This is a genomic window from Cellulosimicrobium cellulans, assembly GCF_024124905.1.
Lineage (GTDB): Bacteria > Actinomycetota > Actinomycetes > Actinomycetales > Cellulomonadaceae > Cellulosimicrobium > Cellulosimicrobium cellulans_G.
Genome location: NZ_JAMXST010000002.1, coordinates 795,760 through 810,868 on the forward strand (window position 1 = coordinate 795,760; position 15,109 = coordinate 810,868).

Here is a 15,109-nt window from a genome sequence, read left to right on the forward strand (position 1 = left end):
ACAGCGACGCGCCGCCGACACCGATGGAGAACCCCGTGACCGACCGCCTCGTGCTGCTCCCCGCCGTCGACGTCGCCGACGGCCAGGCCGTCCGCCTCGTCCAGGGCGAGGCCGGCTCCGAGACCTCGTACGGCGACCCGCTCGCCGCCGCGCTCGACTGGCAGTCGGGCGGTGCCGAGTGGATCCACCTCGTGGACCTCGACGCCGCGTTCGGCCGCGGCTCCAACGCGGAGCTGCTCGCCGACGTCGTCGCGCGTCTCGACGTCCAGGTCGAGCTCTCCGGCGGGATCCGCGACGACGCGTCGCTCGAGCGTGCGCTCGCCACGGGCGCGCGCCGCGTCAACCTCGGCACCGCGGCGCTCGAGAACCCCGAGTGGACGGCGAAGGTCATCGCGGAGCACGGCGACGCGATCGCCGTCGGCCTCGACGTGCGCGGCACGACGCTCGCGGCGCGCGGGTGGACCCAGGAGGGCGGCGACCTCTGGGAGGTCCTCGACCGTCTGGAGGCCGCCGGGTGCGCGCGCTACGTCGTCACGGACGTGACCAAGGACGGCACGCTGCGCGGCCCCAACCTCGACCTCCTGCGCGACGTCGCGGCGCGCACCGAGGCGCCGGTCGTCGCGTCGGGCGGCATCTCCAGCCTCGCCGACCTCGAGGCGCTGCGCGCGCTCGTGCCCGCGGGCGTCGAGGGGGCGATCGTGGGGAAGGCCCTCTACGCGGGCGCGTTCACGCTGCCCCAGGCGCTCGACGTCGCGGGTCGGCCGTGACGACGGGCTCCGCAGGGAAGGCGCTGCCCCCGTCCTCCGGCTTCGCGGGCGACGACGGCTCGGCGGACCCGGAGCTGGCCGCGCTCCTCGACGCCTACGCCGCGGGCTCGGGCTCGTTGGCCGAGGTCGTCGCGCGGCTCGGCGAGACGCGCGTCCTCGTCCCGATCCTGGCCGAGCTCGAGAGCGCGGGCGAGGGCGAGCACGGGCACACCGTCGACAAGGAGGCATCGGCGGGCGTCGTCGCGATCGAGGCGCCGGACGGTCGCCGCGCGCTCCCGGTGTTCACGTCCGTGGCGACGATGGCGGCGTGGCGCGCGAGCGCTCGCCCCGTCCCCGTGGACGCCCGCCGCGCGGCGCTGTCCGCCGTGAGCGAGGACTGGTCGCTGCTCGTCCTCGACCCGGGCGGCCCCGTGACGGCGCTCGTGCCCCGGCCGGCCGTGTGGGCGCTCGCCCAGGGCAAGGACTGGTCGCCGACCGTCGTCGACGGCGCGGTGGACCCCGAGGTGCTCGCGGCGGTCCAGGGCGCGCTCGCCGGGATCCCGCACGTCGCGCGGGCGTGGGCGGAGCCGGGGCGGCGCGCGGAGGTCGCCGTCGTGCTGCGCATCGACGCCGGGCTGGACCGGGCGGGCCTCGACGCGGTGCTCGGTCAGGTCAACGCCGCCCTGGCGAACGACGCCGTCGTGTCCGAGCGCGTCGACGGCCTCGAGCTGCGGGTCGGCCGGGCGGACTGACCGTCCCGGGTCAGCGACGGCGCAGGCGGCTCAGGCCCCACGCGAGCGCGGCCGAGAACGCGACGACCGCCCCGAGCGCCTGCCCGCCGAGGATCACGCGGTTGAGGTCCAGCGCGGGCTGCCAGCGCACGCCCGCGTCGTCGACGACGTAGACCCCCTTGGCGACGACGCGGACCCCGAAGCCGCCCCCGCCTCCGGAGCCCTCGCCGCCCGCCTCGCCGCCGGCGTTGCCGGACCCGGGGTCGGACGACGCGCCCGTGCTCGGCGTCGCGGCCTCCTCGCCCTCCGCCGGCGCGGACGCGGCCCCGATGCGGCGACGCCAGTCGGCCGCGCCCTTGCCGGACAGCTCTCCCGCGCCGGAGCCCCAGCCCGAGCCGGTGCCGCCCCAGACGGTCGCGACGGGGATGACGAGCGTGCCGTCGCGCTCGTAGGACTCTCCGAAGACGCGACGCACGGTGAGCGTGTCGCGTGCCGCGTGGGTGATGTGCGCCGGGTCGACCGGGGACGTGTCCGAGCTCGCGTGTGTGCTCATGGCAGGAAGGGTAGACCTGCGGTCCCGGGTGCGCGCGGGGTGCGGCGCGGCGGGTCGTACCGGCCCGCCGCACCGCACCGACGCGCTCCCGCACGGGCGGTCAGGCGTCGCACTCCGGGAGGACGGTGAACGCCGACTCGTCGCCGAGCATCGTCTGCAGCGTGCTCACCGGGACGAGCAGCGACTTGTCGGTCGACGTCTTCGCGTAGACGACGCCGATGACCTCGCCGGCGTCGTTGAGCGCCGCGGAGCCGGAGCTCCCCGGCTCGACCGGGGCGTCGGTGACGAGCACCTCGCCGAGGTTCTCGTGCAACGGGTCCGTCGTCGTCCCGATGACGGAGCCCTGCGTCACCGTGAGCCGACCGCCCTCGGGGTAGCCCACGACCGTCACCGGGTCGCCCGGCGCCGGGTCGGCCGCCGCGAGGGTGGGGGCCGACGGGAGGTCCTCCGCCGTCCGGACGATCGCGAGGTCCGCGAGACCGGCCACGCTCGCGGTCTGGGCCGCGATGTCGCGGCCGTCGTAGGTGAGGAGCTGCAGCGAGCGTGACGAGTCGACCACGTGCTTGTTGGTGATGAGCGTCCGGGAGTCGACGGCGAACCCCGAGCCGGTCGACAGCCCGTCGCAGCGCACGTTGCGGATGCGCACGGCCATGCGCCGGACCGCGTCGAAGCCGTCCGCCGAAAGGTTCTCCGACCCCGCCGGGTCGTCGGGCGCGACGAGCGACGGAACGACCGAGTCCGGCACGGGCTCGGGGAGCTCCGGCAGGACGCCGCAGGCCGCCAGCGAGCCGGCGAGCAGGGACGCCGAGACGAGGGACCCGACGACACGCCGGCGGACGGAGCGCCCGGCGTCGCCCCGGGCGGACGGCCCGGGTCGGCGCCGGGTCATCCGGCGAGCTCCTGCTGGAGCTGGGAGTTCGCGTCCGTGGCCTCCTGGCACAGCAGGTCGACCTGGTCGGCGAAGCGCTCCAGGTCCGCGGGGTCGTACGCGTCGCGGTTGTTGAGGTAGCCGATGAGCTGCGTCTGCGCCGTCGTGCACTGGCCGAGCGCGGCCGCGACCTTGCCGGCCGCCTCCGAGACCCGGCTCTGGTAGTCGAGGTACTGCTGCGACGCCTCGTTCTCGTCGCCGAGCTGTGCCTTCTCGTTGGCGAGGTCGCTGATGCGGTCCTGCGCGGCCGTGAGCTGGGTGCGCGCGGAGTCGAGCTCGGCGTTCGCGCCGTCGAGCTCGGTCTGGAGCCGGGCGACGTCCTCGCCCAGGCCGCGGGCCTCGCCCTCCCAGTCCGCGCTCGACTCCTGCCACCGCGTCGTGGTGACCCACAGGTAGGCGCCCACCCCCAGGGCGGCCGCGAGGAGGAGGGACAGCACCACGATGGCGACCACCGCACCGCGGCGGCGGCGCGGCGGCGCGGTCGCGTCACCGGCGGACGGCACCCCCTCCGATCCGGGTGCGCCGGTGCCCGGTGCGCCGACGCTCCGGGGGACGGTGGCTCCCGGGACCGCGCCCGCGCCGACGGTGCCGGGCGCGGTGCCCGAGGCCGTGCCCCGCGCAGCGGAGGCCGGGGCGAACGACGGCGGTCCACCGGCCGAGGCGCGCGCGCCCGGGTCCGCGGGGGGCGTCGTCCCCCGCGGGACGCTCTCCGGTCGGGTCGGCGACGGCGGCGGCTCGTGGGACCCGCCGTGCGGCGGGGGCACCGGGGGCGTGCTCAACTCACGGCGCCCGTGTACTTCTCGCCCGGGCCCTCGCCCGGGGCGTCGGGGTAGACCGACGCCTCGCGGAACGCGAGCTGGAGCGAGCGCAGCCCGTCGCGGAGCGAGCGGGCGTGCTGGTTGCCGATGTCCGGAGCGCTCGCCGTGACGAGCGCGGCGAGCGCGTTGATGAGCTTGCGCGCCTCGTCGAGGTCGAGGTGGCCCTGCTCCTGCGCGTCCTCGGCCAGGCCGCACTTGACGGCCGCGGCGCTCATGAGGTGGACGGCCGCGGACGTGATGACCTCCACGGCGGCGACGTCGGCGATGTCGCGCACCGCGTCGGTGGCGGGGTCGGGCACGGCGGCGTTCTCGGTACTCATGGCGACCATCTTTCCATCCTGTCGTGCCGTGCCGCCCACCCCGGACGCGACCCGTCTCCCGGCGTCACCGAGAGAGCGACCTGCCGCCGAGAGAGCGACGTACCGGCGCGGTACGTCGCTCTCTCGGCAGGGGATCGCTCTCTCGCGGACGGGGTCAGACGCGGACCGGCTCCGCCGCGGTGCCGGGCTGGCCGCCCTCGACGGGCGCGCCGGTGGCGGCGAGCGCGACGCGCAGCGCGCCCCCGAGGCCCGCGTCGACGTTCGTCCAGTACGCGATCGCGCGCTCGCGGATGTCCTCGCTGCGAACGGCGCCGACGTGGCCCGTGATCGTCTCGAGGAAGCGCGCGCGTGCCGCGTCGTCGAAGACCTCGCGGTAGAGCGTGCCGGCCTGGCCGAAGTCGTCGTCCTCCGGGTGCAGCGTTGCGGCGCTGCGCGTCAGCTCGCCGTCGGCCTCCCAGCCGGCGGACTCCGCCGCGCGGGCCGGGTCGGCGTGCGCGCCGCCCCGGCTGTTCGGCGCGTACACCGGCGTGGTCGCCGACGAGAACGAGTAGCGCATCGACCCGTCCTTCGCGTACGAGTGACCGCCCTCGGCCGCGGCGTGCGGCGCGTTCACCGGGAGCTGGGCGTGGTTCGTGCCCACGCGGTACCGGTGGGCGTCGGCGTAGGAGAAGATGCGCGCGAGCAGCATCTTGTCCGGGCTCGTCGCGATGCCCGGGACGAAGTTGCTCGGCGCGAACGTCGCCTGCTCGATCTGCGCGAAGTAGTTCTCCGGGTTGCGGTTCAGCTCCATGACGCCCACCTCGATCAGCGGGTAGTCGGCGTGCGGCCACACCTTCGTGAGGTCGAACGGGTTGAACCGGTAGGTCTTCGCGTCCTCGTACGGCATGACCTGGACCGAGAGCGTCCAGCGCGGGAAGTCGCCCGCCTCGATGTGCTCGTACAGGTCGCGGATGTGGTGGTCCGAGTCCGACCCGGCGAGCTGCGAGGCCTCGTCAGCGGTGAGGTTCTTGATGCCCTGCTGGGTCTTGAAGTGGTACTTGACCCAGAACCGCTCGCCCGCCGCGTTGATCCACTGGTAGGTGTGCGAGCCGAACCCGTCCATGTGGCGCCAGCTCGACGGGAGGCCGCGGTCGCCCATGAGCCAGGTCACCTGGTGCGCCGACTCGGGGGAGAGCGACCAGAAGTCCCACTGCATGTCGTTGTCGCGCAGGTTCGAGCCCGGCAGGCGCTTCTGCGACCGGATGAAGTCGGGGAACTTGATGCCGTCGCGCAGGAAGAACACGGGCGTGTTGTTGCCGACGAGGTCGTAGTTGCCCTCGGTCGTGTAGAACTTCAGCGCGAAGCCGCGGGGGTCGCGCCACGTGTCGGGGGAGCCCTGCTCGCCCGCGACGGAGGAGAAGCGCGCGAGCATCTCGGTGGTCGTGCCGGGCTGGAAGAGCGCCGCGCGCGTGTACGCGCTGACGTCGTTCGTCACCGTGAACGTCCCGAAGGCACCGCCGCCCTTGGCGTGCACGACGCGCTCCGGGACGCGCTCGCGGTTGAACTGGGCCAGCTTCTCGACGAGGTAGTGGTCGTGCAGGACGATCGGCCCGTCGGCACCGACGGTCTGGGCGTGGGCGTCCGACGCGACGGGCGCGCCGGCGTTCGTGGTGGTGAAGGGGGCGGTCATGGGTCTCCTTCCGTGGGCCGCGGGTCGCGGCCCGTCTGGCGTTCTCATACCGGGATCTTCGTGAGAAAACGGGCGCGCTCCGGGTGCGCGAGGCACGGGGAGCGGGCGGGGGCGGTCAGTCCGCGCAGTCGGGGCAGAGGCCCCAGAACGTCACCTCGGCGGTGTCGATCTGGAACCCCGACGTGCTGCTCGGCGTCAGGCAGGGGGCGTGACCGACGGTGCAGTCCACGTCGGCGACGGCGCCGCAGCCCCGGCACACGACGTGGTGGTGGTTGTCGTCGAGGCGGCGCTCGTAGCGCGCAGGATGGCCCGCGGGCTCGATCCGGCGGACCAGACCCTTGTCGGTGAGCGTGTGCAGGACGTCGTAGACCGCCTGGACCGAGACGGAGCCGAGCGACGCGCGCGCGGCGCGCAGGACGTCGTCGGCGTCGGCGTGCTGCTGGAGCTCGACCGCGTCGAGCACGGCCAACCGGGCCGCGGTGACGCGCAGGCCGTGCTCCCGGAGCTCGCCCTCGTGGCGGGCGCGTCGTGGCCCGTCGTCGAGGGTCGTCCCCGCGCCGGGCGTCGGTCCTGTCGTCATGGCACCACTCTAACCACGTAAACTGGAAGAGTTCCAATGATGGAGGCGATCAGGAGATCGCCGTCGGGCGGGTGCGAACATCCGGCCCGCCCTCTGCTATCCTTGATGGCTGACCGACTCGTGCGCGTCTCCTCGTCCGGCTTCCGGGCGACGGGAGGGGTGCGAGTGCGCAAGTGGATCTCATCCCACCCGGGTCTCGACCGCCGACGAACGTCGCGACAGAGGCCGGGTCCTGGTCCGGGACGCACCCTTCGGGGACGTTCCGACGTGGTCGTCGCCCGGTGCGACGTCCCGACCTGATGGCCTCCGCCCTGCGCTCAGGGACGGAGGCCTTCTTCGTCCCGGGTGGTCTACCGACGACTTCCTAGGAGCATCACATCAGCGAGCCTCGCATCAACGATCGGATCCGCGTCCCCGAGGTCCGACTCATCGGTCCCGGCGGGGAGCAGGTCGGCGTCGTCCGCACCGAGGTTGCCCTGAGCCTTGCCCAGGACGCGGACCTCGACCTCGTCGAGGTCGCCCCGGACGCCCGGCCCCCCGTCGCCAAGCTCATGGACTTCGGCAAGTTCAAGTACGAGTCCGACATGAAGGCGCGTGAGGCGCGGCGCAACCAGGCGAACACGGTCCTCAAGGAGATCCGCTTCCGCCTGAAGATCGACCCGCACGACTACGGCACCAAGAAGGGCCACGTCGAGCGCTTCCTCGCCGCGGGCGACAAGGTCAAGGTCATGATCATGTTCCGTGGCCGTGAGCAGTCGCGCCCCGAGATGGGCGTCCGCCTGCTCCAGCGCCTCGCGGACGACGTCGCGGAGCTCGGCTTCGTGGAGTCGATGCCGAAGCAGGACGGCCGCAACATGACCATGGTGCTCGGCCCGGTGAAGAAGAAGGCCGACGCCAAGAGCGAGCAGCGCAAGCGGGCGCAGGAGGCCGAGCCCCGGCTGACGAAGTCCGCCCAGCGCGCCGCGGCGCGGACCGGCGACGGCGCGGAGCCCGGCGACCTCGACGCGCCCGAGGCCGTCGCGGTCACCGAGAGCACCGAGGCCCCTGCGGTCGAGACCGCCCCGGCCCCGGCCGAGGCGGCTGCCCCCGCCGAGGCTCCGGCCGCCGAGGCGCCCGCGCCGAAGGCTGCTCCCGCGCCGAAGGCTGCCGCACCGCGATCGGCGCCCGCGCCGCGTCCGGCCGCGGCACCGCGTCCCGCTGCCCGACCGGCTGCGGACTCGAAGCCCGCGGCGCCGCGCCCGGCCACCCCCCGTCCGGCACCGGCGGCGCCGTCCGCGCCGGCGTCCGGTGCCAAGCCGGCGGCCCCCAAGCCTGTCGCGCCCAAGCCGAGCGCCCCGCGCCCGGCGCCCAAGCCGGCACCGCGAGGCAAGGCCGGCTGACGGCCGGCAGCACAGACCGACCCTGCTCGGGGTCCGGGCCCACCGGCCAGGACCCGAACACGTCGGCCGCCGCGAGGCGGCTGACCGGACACAAGGAGAGACGGCAGTCATGCCGAAGAACAAGACGCACTCGGGTGCCAAGAAGCGCTTCCGCATCACGGGTACCGGCAAGGTCATGCGCGAGCAGGCCAACGCTCGACACCTGCTCGAGCACAAGGCCACCAAGCGCAAGCGCCGCCTCGCCCAGGACCAGGTGGTCTCGCCCGCCGACGTCAAGACCATCAAGAAGCTGCTCGGCAAGTGACCCGGCAGGTGGCGGGATCCGCCACCGACCGGCTCACCCCCTGAGCCCCGAACTGCAAGGAGCATCACGTGGCACGCGTGAAGCGGGCGGTCAACGCCCAGAAGAAGCGCCGTACGACCCTCGAGCGCGCCAGCGGCTACCGCGGCCAGCGCTCGCGCCTCTACCGCAAGGCGAAGGAGCAGGTCACCCACTCCCTCGTCTACTCCTACCGTGACCGCAAGGCGCGCAAGGGCGACTTCCGCAAGCTGTGGATCCAGCGCATCAACGCGGCGTCGCGCGCGCAGGGCCTGACGTACAACCGCCTCATCCAGGGCCTCAAGGCCGCGGGTGTCGAGGTCGACCGTCGCCTGCTCGCCGAGCTCGCGGTCAACGACGTGGCCGCGTTCAACGCGCTGGTCCAGGTCGCGAAGGACGCGCTCCCCGAGGACGTCAACGCGCCGAAGGCCGCAGCCTGACCAGCACCTCACCAGGCCGCGCGTCGGCCCCGGACGCCCGGTCGGCGCCCGGTCCGCTCGACCCCACGCTGACGAACCCTCGCAGCGACCGGGTCAAGGCGGTCCGAGCGCTGGCCGGGCGTCCGGCGCGTTCACGGCACGGACAGCTCCTCGTGGAGGGCCCCCAGGGCGTGCGCGAGGCCGTGCGGCTCGCGCCCGACCTGGTCCGCGACGTCTACGTGACGCCGACGGCGGGCGAGCGCTACCCCGAGATCGTCGGGGACGCCCGCGCGGCGGGCCTGCACGTCCACGTCGCGACGGCCGAGGTGCTGACCGCGATGAGCGCCGACGCGCAGGGCGTGCTCGCCGTCGTCCGCGCGCACGAGCCGACGCTCGGGGACGTCGTGGCCACGCTCGCCGGGCCCGGCCGCGAGCGGCCCGCCCTCGTCGCGGTGCTGGCGACGGTGCGCGACCCGGGGAACGCCGGGACCGTGATCCGGGCCGCCGACGCGGCCGGCGCGGACGCGGTCGTGCTCGCGGGCGAGAGCGTGGACGTGCACAACCCCAAGGTCGTCCGCTCGACCGCGGGATCGTTGTTCCACCTTCCCGTCGTCACGGGCGTGAGCCTCGCGGACGCGGTGGCCGCGCTGCGCGATGCCGGGCTCACGGTGCTCGCCGCCGACGGCGCGGGCGACCTGGATCTGGACGACCTCCTCGACGTGGCCGGGCCCGCGGGCGCGGGGGCGCTCGACGACGGACAGCGGCGCGTCGACCTCGCGGCCCCGACCGCCTGGGTCTTCGGGAACGAGGCCTGGGGCCTGCCCGAGCGGGACCGGGAGCTCGCCGACGCGGTCGTGCGCGTCCCGATCCGTGGGCTCGCCGAGTCGCTCAACCTCGCGACCGCCGCGACGGTGTGCCTCTACGCCTCGAGCCGGGCGCACCGGCCTGCCCGGCATCCGGCCGCGGCGGGAGGGGCCGGCGCGTGAGCCTGTTCGCCGCGCTCCGCCCGAGCACCGCCGCGCTCGACCATCTCGCGCTCGCGCTCTCGGGCGCGCAGGCCCAGGAGGCGCGCCGGCCCGACGGCGCCCCGCTGGTGCGCTGGACCCCGCCCGAGCTGTGGCACGTGACCGTCTCGTTCTTCGGGTCGGTCCCGGACGGGGCGGTGCCCGACCTCGCTGCCGCGCTCGCGCCGGTGGCGCACGAGACGCCGCCGCCGTCGCTGCGCCTGCGGGGTGCGGGGGTCTTCGACCGGCGTGTGCTGTGGGTCGGCGTCGGAGGGCTCGACGCGGACGCGCTCCCCGGCCTGAGCGTGGCCGTGGCCGAGGCGGCCGGCGAGGTCGGCGTCGGCGTCGACCGGCGACCACGGCAGCGCGCCCACCTCACCGTGGCACGCGCCGCCGCCGGGGCCCGGCAGGCTCGACGTCGCGCGCACGCGCGGCGCTCGGGGGGAGGCCTCGCGGACCTCGCCGCCGGTGACCCGCTCGCCGGTCCGGCCGCGGCGCTGTCCGTCTACGCGGGCCCCGACTGGACCGCGCACGAGCTCCTGCTGCTCGAGTCGACGTCCGGCGACCTGCCGGGTGACACGTCGGGCCGGCGGGTGTACCGCACGGTCGAGACCTTCCCGCTGGCGGGGGTGGCCGCGCGCGGCTGACGACCGCGTCGCGGGGAGGGCGACGAGAGCCCCGCACGGGCACCGCCCGGCGCGCGCACGACGGCTGTGCGAGGATGGCGGCCATGAGCATGCACGGTGGTCGTCGATTTCCCGGGCCCGTCACGGGCCCGCGCGACTGACGCGTGCACACCTCCCGCCTGAGGCGGGACGGACCGGGCCCGGACGGGCGCCCTAGAATGACCGCGACGCGCGCACCAGCGCGCGCCTGCGCGCGCCGCGTGCGTCGCGCCCCGCGAGGCGGCACCCGTCCAGGCCACCATCGAGGTTCCTGACCTGGTCGTCGCCCGCTCCCGCAGTCCCGCCCTCGCCAGGAAGGCACGCATGTCCAGCCCTGACGCCGACGTCGTCACCCCCGTCACGGGGGACGGCGGCCCGGACACCCCGACCGCACCCTCTCCGCTCGACGCCGACGCGCTCCAGCGCGCGCTCGACGCCGCCCTCGCCGCGATCGCCGGGGCCGGCGACCTCGACGCGCTCAAGCTCGTGCGCACCGAGCACACGGGCGACCGCAGCGCGCTCGCGCTCGCGAACCGCCAGATCGGCTCGCTCGCGCCCGCGGACAAGAAGACCGCCGGCAAGCTCCTCGGCCCGCTCCGCGGCCGCGTGAACCAGGCGCTCGCCGCGCGCCAGGCCGAGCTCGAGGCCGAGCGCGACGAGCGCGTGCTCGTCGAGGAGGCGGTGGACGTCACGCTCCCGGTCGACCGCGTGCCCGCCGGCGCGCGCCACCCCCTGGAGACGCTGCAGGAGCGCGTTGCCGACTTCTTCGTCGGGCTCGGCTGGGAGATCGCCGAGGGCCCCGAGGTCGAGGCGGAGTGGTTCAACTTCGACGCCCTGAACTTCGGCGTCGACCACCCGGCGCGGCAGATGCAGGACACGTTCTACGTGGCGGGGCTGGACGAGGGTCCGGACGGTCCGTACGCCCCGTCGAACCTCGTGCTGCGCACGCACACGTCGCCCGTGCAGGCGCGCTCGCTCCTGGAGCGCGGTGTGCCGCTGTACGTCGCGTGCCCGGGCAAGACGTTCCGCACCGACGCGCTCGACGCGACCCACACGCCCGTCTTCCACCAGGTCGAGGGACTGGCGATCGACGAGGGCCTGACGATGGCGAACCTGCTGGGGACGCTGGACGCGTTCGCGCGCGCCATGTTCGGCCCCGAGGCGCGCACGCGCCTGCGGCCGAGCTACTTCCCCTTCACCGAGCCGAGCGCCGAGATGGACCTGTGGTTCCCGCAGAAGAAGGGCGGGCCCGGCTGGATCGAGTGGGGCGGCTGCGGCATGGTCAACCCGAACGTGCTGCGGTCCGTCGGGGTCGACCCCGACGTCTATTCGGGCTTCGCGTTCGGCATGGGCATCGAGCGCACGCTCATGCTGCGCCACGGGATCGCGGACATGCACGACATGGTGGAGGGCGACGTGCGCTTCTCCGCCCAGTTCGGAACGGAGATCTGATGCCCTACGTCGCCATCGACTGGCTGGGCGACCACGTCGAGCTGCCCGAGGGGCTCACCGCCGAGCGGCTCGCCGCCGACCTCGTCCGCGTCGGCCTGGAGGAGGAGGCGATCCACGGCGCCGCCGTGACGGGTCCCCTCGTCGTCGGGCGCGTCCTCGAGATGACGCCCGAGCCGCAGAAGAACGGCAAGACGATCAACTGGTGCCTGGTCGACGTCGGACCGGAGCACAACGCCGCCGAGATCACGGGCGTCGACCCCGCCGACGTCCCGGCGGGCGGTGCGCGGGGGATCGTGTGCGGGGCGCACAACTTCGCGCCGGGCGACCTCGTCGTCGTCGCGCTGCCGGGCTCCGTCCTGCCCGGTCCGTTCCCCATCGCGAGCCGCAAGACCTACGGACACGTGTCCGACGGCATGATCTGCTCGCAGCGCGAGCTCGGGCTCGGCGAGGACCACGACGGCATCATCGTGCTGCCGCGGCTCGGGTACGCGGCCGAGGACCTGACCCCGGGGCAGGACGCGGTCGCGCTGCTCGGGCTCGGCGACGAGGTCCTGGAGATCAACGTGACGCCGGACCGCGGGTACGCGTTCTCCTACCGCGGCGTCGCGCGCGAGTTCTCGCACTCGACGGGCGCGCGCTTCACGGACCCCGGCCTGCCGGGCTCGCTGCCGACCCCGCCGCCCGCCGCGACGCCCGACGGCTTCCCCGTCGAGGTGGACGACGCGGCGCCGATCCACGGCGTCGTGGGGTGCGACCGGTTCGTCACGCGCGTCGTGCGGGGGATCGACCCCGCGGCGCAGACCCCCGCCTGGATGCAGAAGCGGCTTACGGCGTCCGGCATGCGCCCGATCTCGCTCGCGGTCGACGTGACGAACTACGTGATGCTCGACCTGGGCCAGCCCTTGCACGCGTACGACCTCGAGCAGGTCGCGGCGCCGATCGTCGTGCGTCGCGCCGCGCCGGGCGAGCGCCTGGTGACCCTCGACGACGTGGACCGTGCCCTCGACCCCGAGGACCTGCTCATCACGGACAGCCCCGGAGGTGCGCGCGCGTCGCGCGTGCTCGGGCTCGCGGGCGTCATGGGCGGTGCCTCCTCGGAGGTCGGCCCGACGACGACGGCCGTGCTGGTCGAGGCCGCGCACTTCGACCAGGTGACGGTCGCGCGCACGTCGCGCCGCCACAAGCTGTCGAGCGAGGCTGCGAAGCGGTTCGAGCGCGGCGTCGACCCGCTGCTGCCCGCGGTCGCGGCGCAGCGTGTGGTCGACCTCCTCGTCCAGCTCGGCGGCGGCACGGCCGACCCGGCGGTGGGCGACCTCGACCGGGTCGTCGCCCCCGCCGCGATCCGCCTCCCGGTCGGCGAGGCCGAGCGCCTCGTCGGCGTGCCGTACACGCTGGAGCAGGTCGTCGGGACGCTCGGCGCGATCGGGTGCACGGTCGAGGCAGACGACGCGGACGCCACCGGCGTGCTCGTGGTGACCCCGCCGTCCTGGCGACCCGACCTCACCGAGCCCGCCGAGCTCGTGGAAGAGGTCGCGCGTCTCGTCGGGTACGACGAGATCCCGTCCCTGCTGCCGGCCGCGCCCGGCGGTCGCGGGCTCACGCGCGAGCAGCGCGTGCGGCGCTCGGTCGCCCGGGCGCTCGCGGAGGACGGCTTCGTCGAGACGCTGAGCTACCCGTTCGTCGGGGACGCGGAGCTCGACGCGCTGCGCCTGCCCGCGGACGACGAGCGCCGCCGGGCGCTGCGCCTGCTCAACCCGCTCGCCGACGACCGGCCGCTGATGCGCACCGACCTCCTCAGCACGCTGCTCGAGACGGCGCGCCGCAACGTCGGCCGCGGGCTGGGCGACGTCGCGCTGTTCGAGGTGGGTCTGGTGACGCACCCGCGCGCGGGTGCTCCTGCGGCGCCCGCGCTGCCGGGCGGCGTCCGGCCGTCCGACGACCAGCTCGCCGCGATCGACGCGTCGCTCCCGGCGCAGCCGCGCCACGTGGCGGGCGTCCTCGTCGGCCGCCGCGAGCGCGCCGGCTGGTGGGGAGCCGGCCGCGCCGCGGACTGGACCGACGCGCTGGCGGCGGCCCGGCTCGTGGTGGAGCGCGCCGGCCTGCACGTGGGTGCGGACGTGTCCGTGGTGGCCGACACCGAGCGCGCCCCGTTCCACCCGGGCCGCTGCGCGCGCCTGGAGCTCGCGGACGGGACCGTGGTCGGGCACGCGGGCGAGCTGCACCCCAAGGTGCTCGAGAACCTCGGCCTGCCCGCGCGCGCGGTGGCGTTCGAGGTCGACCTGTCCGCGGTCGTCGCCGGTTCGTCGGACGCGCCCGTGCAGGCGACGCCCGTCTCGGGCTTCCCGGCCGCCAAGGAGGACCTCGCGTTCGTGGTGGACGCCGGCGTGACCGCCCAGGCGTTGCGCGACGCGATCGTCGACGGCGCCGGGGACCTGGTCGAGGACGTCGCGCTGTTCGACGTCTTCACTGGCGAGCAGGTCGGTGCCGGGCGCAAGTCGCTGGCGTTCTCGCTGCGGCTGCGCGCGGCCGACCGCACGCTCACCGCGGACGACGTCGCGCGCGTCCGCGAGGGCGCCGTGACGGCCGCGCGCGAGCGCGTGGGCGCGGAGCTGCGGGCGTGAGCGTGCACGCGGCGGGTGCCGTCGCGCCCGCCCGGACGGCGCTCGTCACCGGCGCGTCGCGCGGCATCGGTCGCGCGATCGCGGTCGGCCTCGCCGCCGCCGGTCTCGACGTCGCGCTCCTCGCGCGCGACGCCGACCGGCTCGCGGGCGTGGCCGACGAGATCGGCGCCCTGACCGTCGGCGGTGCGGGGCGCGCGGTCGTGGTCACGGCGGACGTCACGGACGCCGCGGCGGTCGCGGCGGCCGTGGGCGCGGCACAGGACGCGCTCGGGAGCGTCGACCTCCTCGTCAACAACGCGGGGCGCGTCGACGCCGAGGTGCCGCTCTGGGAGGCGGACCCCGACGAGTGGTGGTCGGTCGTCGAGACCAACGTGCGCGGGCCGTTCCTCCTCGCGCGCGCCGTCGTCCCGGGGATGCTCGCGCGCGGCGGGGGTCGCGTCGTCGACCTGAACAGCGGCGCGGGCTCGCACGACATGGACGGCGCGAGCGCGTACAACGCGAGCAAGACCGCGCTCCTGCGGCTCGGCGCGAACCTGCACCGGTCCGGGTTCGCGCGCGGCCTGCGGACCTTCGAGGTCTCGCCGGGGGTCGTCCAGACCGACATGACGGCGTCGATGGTCATGCACGAGGGCCGCACCGAGTGGACCCCGGTGGAGCGCACGGTCGAGATGGTCGTCGCGATCGCGCGCGGCGAGCTCGACGCGTTCTCGGGGGCGTTCGTGCGCGTGACGCACGACTCCCCGGCGTCGTTGCGCGCCGCGGCCGAGGAGGCCCTGGGCCGCGGGTCCTCCCTGCCCGGCCCCGACGCGCGGCGCCTGCGGGTCACGCGCTGGGGCGCGGACGACCCGATGCCGGGAGAGCTGCCGAGCCGCTGACGTCCCGCGGCGTGGCCGCGACCACCCGGC

Annotated in this window: 16 protein-coding genes; 10 read left to right on the forward strand and 6 right to left on the reverse strand. The window is 75.3% G+C overall.

The genetic code is table 11. The annotated features are described in order from the left end of the window. The first annotated feature begins 35 nt into the window (after positions 1 to 35). Both priA and NHH00_RS08560 read left to right on the forward strand, forming a co-directional pair. The gene (priA, locus tag NHH00_RS08555; RefSeq protein ID WP_374614627.1) at positions 36 to 767 is read left to right on the forward strand and encodes a bifunctional 1-(5-phosphoribosyl)-5-((5-phosphoribosylamino)methylideneamino)imidazole-4-carboxamide isomerase/phosphoribosylanthranilate isomerase PriA; all 732 of its coding nucleotides are present in this window, start codon (positions 36 to 38) and stop codon (positions 765 to 767) included. Next, positions 764 to 1,498 (forward strand): SseB family protein, encoded by a 735-nt coding sequence (locus NHH00_RS08560; protein WP_253051392.1) that lies wholly within the window; start codon positions 764 to 766, stop codon positions 1,496 to 1,498. Before priA ends, NHH00_RS08560 begins: the two co-directional genes overlap by 4 nt. Positions 1,499 to 1,508: 10 nt before the next feature. Here the strand turns inward: NHH00_RS08560 and NHH00_RS08565 are convergent, their stop codons facing one another. The 6 genes from NHH00_RS08565 to NHH00_RS08590 all read right to left on the reverse strand — a co-directional run bounded on the left by NHH00_RS08565 (position 1,509) and on the right by NHH00_RS08590 (position 6,345). Next, on the reverse strand, positions 1,509 to 2,030 hold the full coding sequence (locus NHH00_RS08565) for a hypothetical protein (RefSeq protein ID WP_253051393.1): 522 nt from the start codon (positions 2,028 to 2,030) through the stop codon (positions 1,509 to 1,511). Between the two features lie 100 nt (positions 2,031 to 2,130). After that, positions 2,131 to 2,919 carry a S1C family serine protease gene (locus tag NHH00_RS08570; protein ID WP_253051394.1) on the reverse strand — a complete coding sequence of 263 codons (789 nt, stop codon included), beginning with the start codon at positions 2,917 to 2,919 and terminating at the stop codon, positions 2,131 to 2,133. Beyond that, positions 2,916 to 3,461, reverse strand: a complete 546-nt coding sequence (locus NHH00_RS08575; protein ID WP_253051395.1) for a hypothetical protein — start codon at positions 3,459 to 3,461, stop codon at positions 2,916 to 2,918. The genes NHH00_RS08570 and NHH00_RS08575 overlap by 4 nt, the downstream gene beginning before the upstream one ends. Positions 3,462 to 3,733: 272 nt before the next feature. Continuing rightward, positions 3,734 to 4,105, reverse strand: coding sequence for a DUF1844 domain-containing protein (locus tag NHH00_RS08580; RefSeq protein ID WP_374059024.1), 372 nt, complete (start codon positions 4,103 to 4,105; stop codon positions 3,734 to 3,736). Between the two features lie 145 nt (positions 4,106 to 4,250). Beyond that, positions 4,251 to 5,765, reverse strand: a complete 1,515-nt coding sequence (locus NHH00_RS08585) for a catalase (RefSeq protein WP_253051396.1) — start codon at positions 5,763 to 5,765, stop codon at positions 4,251 to 4,253. Positions 5,766 to 5,880: 115 nt separating this feature from the next. After that, positions 5,881 to 6,345, reverse strand: a complete 465-nt coding sequence (locus NHH00_RS08590; RefSeq protein WP_253051397.1) for a Fur family transcriptional regulator — start codon at positions 6,343 to 6,345, stop codon at positions 5,881 to 5,883. Between the two features lie 428 nt (positions 6,346 to 6,773). Between NHH00_RS08590 and infC the strand changes: the two genes are divergently transcribed. The 8 genes from infC to NHH00_RS08630 all read left to right on the forward strand — a co-directional run bounded on the left by infC (position 6,774) and on the right by NHH00_RS08630 (position 15,079). Further along, positions 6,774 to 7,724 carry a translation initiation factor IF-3 gene (gene infC / locus NHH00_RS21000; RefSeq protein WP_253051474.1) on the forward strand — a complete coding sequence of 317 codons (951 nt, stop codon included), beginning with the start codon at positions 6,774 to 6,776 and terminating at the stop codon, positions 7,722 to 7,724. A 109-nt stretch (positions 7,725 to 7,833) separates the two neighbouring features. Continuing rightward, entirely contained in the window at positions 7,834 to 8,028 is a 195-nt protein-coding gene (gene rpmI / locus NHH00_RS08600; RefSeq protein ID WP_047233980.1) for a 50S ribosomal protein L35, read from the forward strand. Between the two features lie 68 nt (positions 8,029 to 8,096). Continuing rightward, positions 8,097 to 8,483, forward strand: coding sequence for a 50S ribosomal protein L20 (gene rplT, locus NHH00_RS08605; protein WP_024840664.1), 387 nt, complete (start codon positions 8,097 to 8,099; stop codon positions 8,481 to 8,483). Between the two features lie 68 nt (positions 8,484 to 8,551). Continuing rightward, on the forward strand, positions 8,552 to 9,448 hold the full coding sequence (locus NHH00_RS08610) for a TrmH family RNA methyltransferase (protein WP_253051475.1): 897 nt from the start codon (positions 8,552 to 8,554) through the stop codon (positions 9,446 to 9,448). Further along, positions 9,445 to 10,113, forward strand: coding sequence for an RNA 2',3'-cyclic phosphodiesterase (gene thpR / locus NHH00_RS08615; protein ID WP_253051398.1), 669 nt, complete (start codon positions 9,445 to 9,447; stop codon positions 10,111 to 10,113). Before NHH00_RS08610 ends, thpR begins: the two co-directional genes overlap by 4 nt. 342 nt (positions 10,114 to 10,455) lie before the next feature. Beyond that, complete coding sequence (gene pheS / locus NHH00_RS08620) at positions 10,456 to 11,583, forward strand: phenylalanine--tRNA ligase subunit alpha (protein WP_253051399.1); 1,128 nt, start codon at positions 10,456 to 10,458, stop codon at positions 11,581 to 11,583. Beyond that, positions 11,583 to 14,204, forward strand: coding sequence for a phenylalanine--tRNA ligase subunit beta (gene pheT / locus NHH00_RS08625; RefSeq protein ID WP_253051400.1), 2,622 nt, complete (start codon positions 11,583 to 11,585; stop codon positions 14,202 to 14,204). The genes pheS and pheT overlap by 1 nt, the downstream gene beginning before the upstream one ends. Continuing rightward, positions 14,201 to 15,079, forward strand: coding sequence for an SDR family oxidoreductase (locus NHH00_RS08630; RefSeq protein ID WP_253051401.1), 879 nt, complete (start codon positions 14,201 to 14,203; stop codon positions 15,077 to 15,079). Before pheT ends, NHH00_RS08630 begins: the two co-directional genes overlap by 4 nt. Positions 15,080 to 15,109: the final 30 nt, after the last annotated feature.

Excerpts from the sequence above, each read along its gene's own strand:
- NHH00_RS08565 (WP_253051393.1), bottom strand. The coding sequence starts at position 2,030 with ATGAGCACACACGCGAGCTCGGACACGTCCCCGGTCGACCCGGCGCAC.
- NHH00_RS08570 (WP_253051394.1), bottom strand. The coding sequence starts at position 2,919 with ATGACCCGGCGCCGACCCGGGCCGTCCGCCCGGGGCGACGCCGGGCGC.
- NHH00_RS08580 (WP_374059024.1), bottom strand. The coding sequence starts at position 4,105 with ATGGTCGCCATGAGTACCGAGAACGCCGCCGTGCCCGACCCCGCCACC.
- NHH00_RS08585 (WP_253051396.1), bottom strand. The coding sequence starts at position 5,765 with ATGACCGCCCCCTTCACCACCACGAACGCCGGCGCGCCCGTCGCGTCG.
- NHH00_RS08590 (WP_253051397.1), bottom strand. The coding sequence starts at position 6,345 with ATGACGACAGGACCGACGCCCGGCGCGGGGACGACCCTCGACGACGGG.
- rpmI (WP_047233980.1), top strand. The coding sequence starts at position 7,834 with ATGCCGAAGAACAAGACGCACTCGGGTGCCAAGAAGCGCTTCCGCATC.
- pheS (WP_253051399.1), top strand. The coding sequence starts at position 10,456 with ATGTCCAGCCCTGACGCCGACGTCGTCACCCCCGTCACGGGGGACGGC.
- pheT (WP_253051400.1), top strand. The coding sequence starts at position 11,583 with ATGCCCTACGTCGCCATCGACTGGCTGGGCGACCACGTCGAGCTGCCC.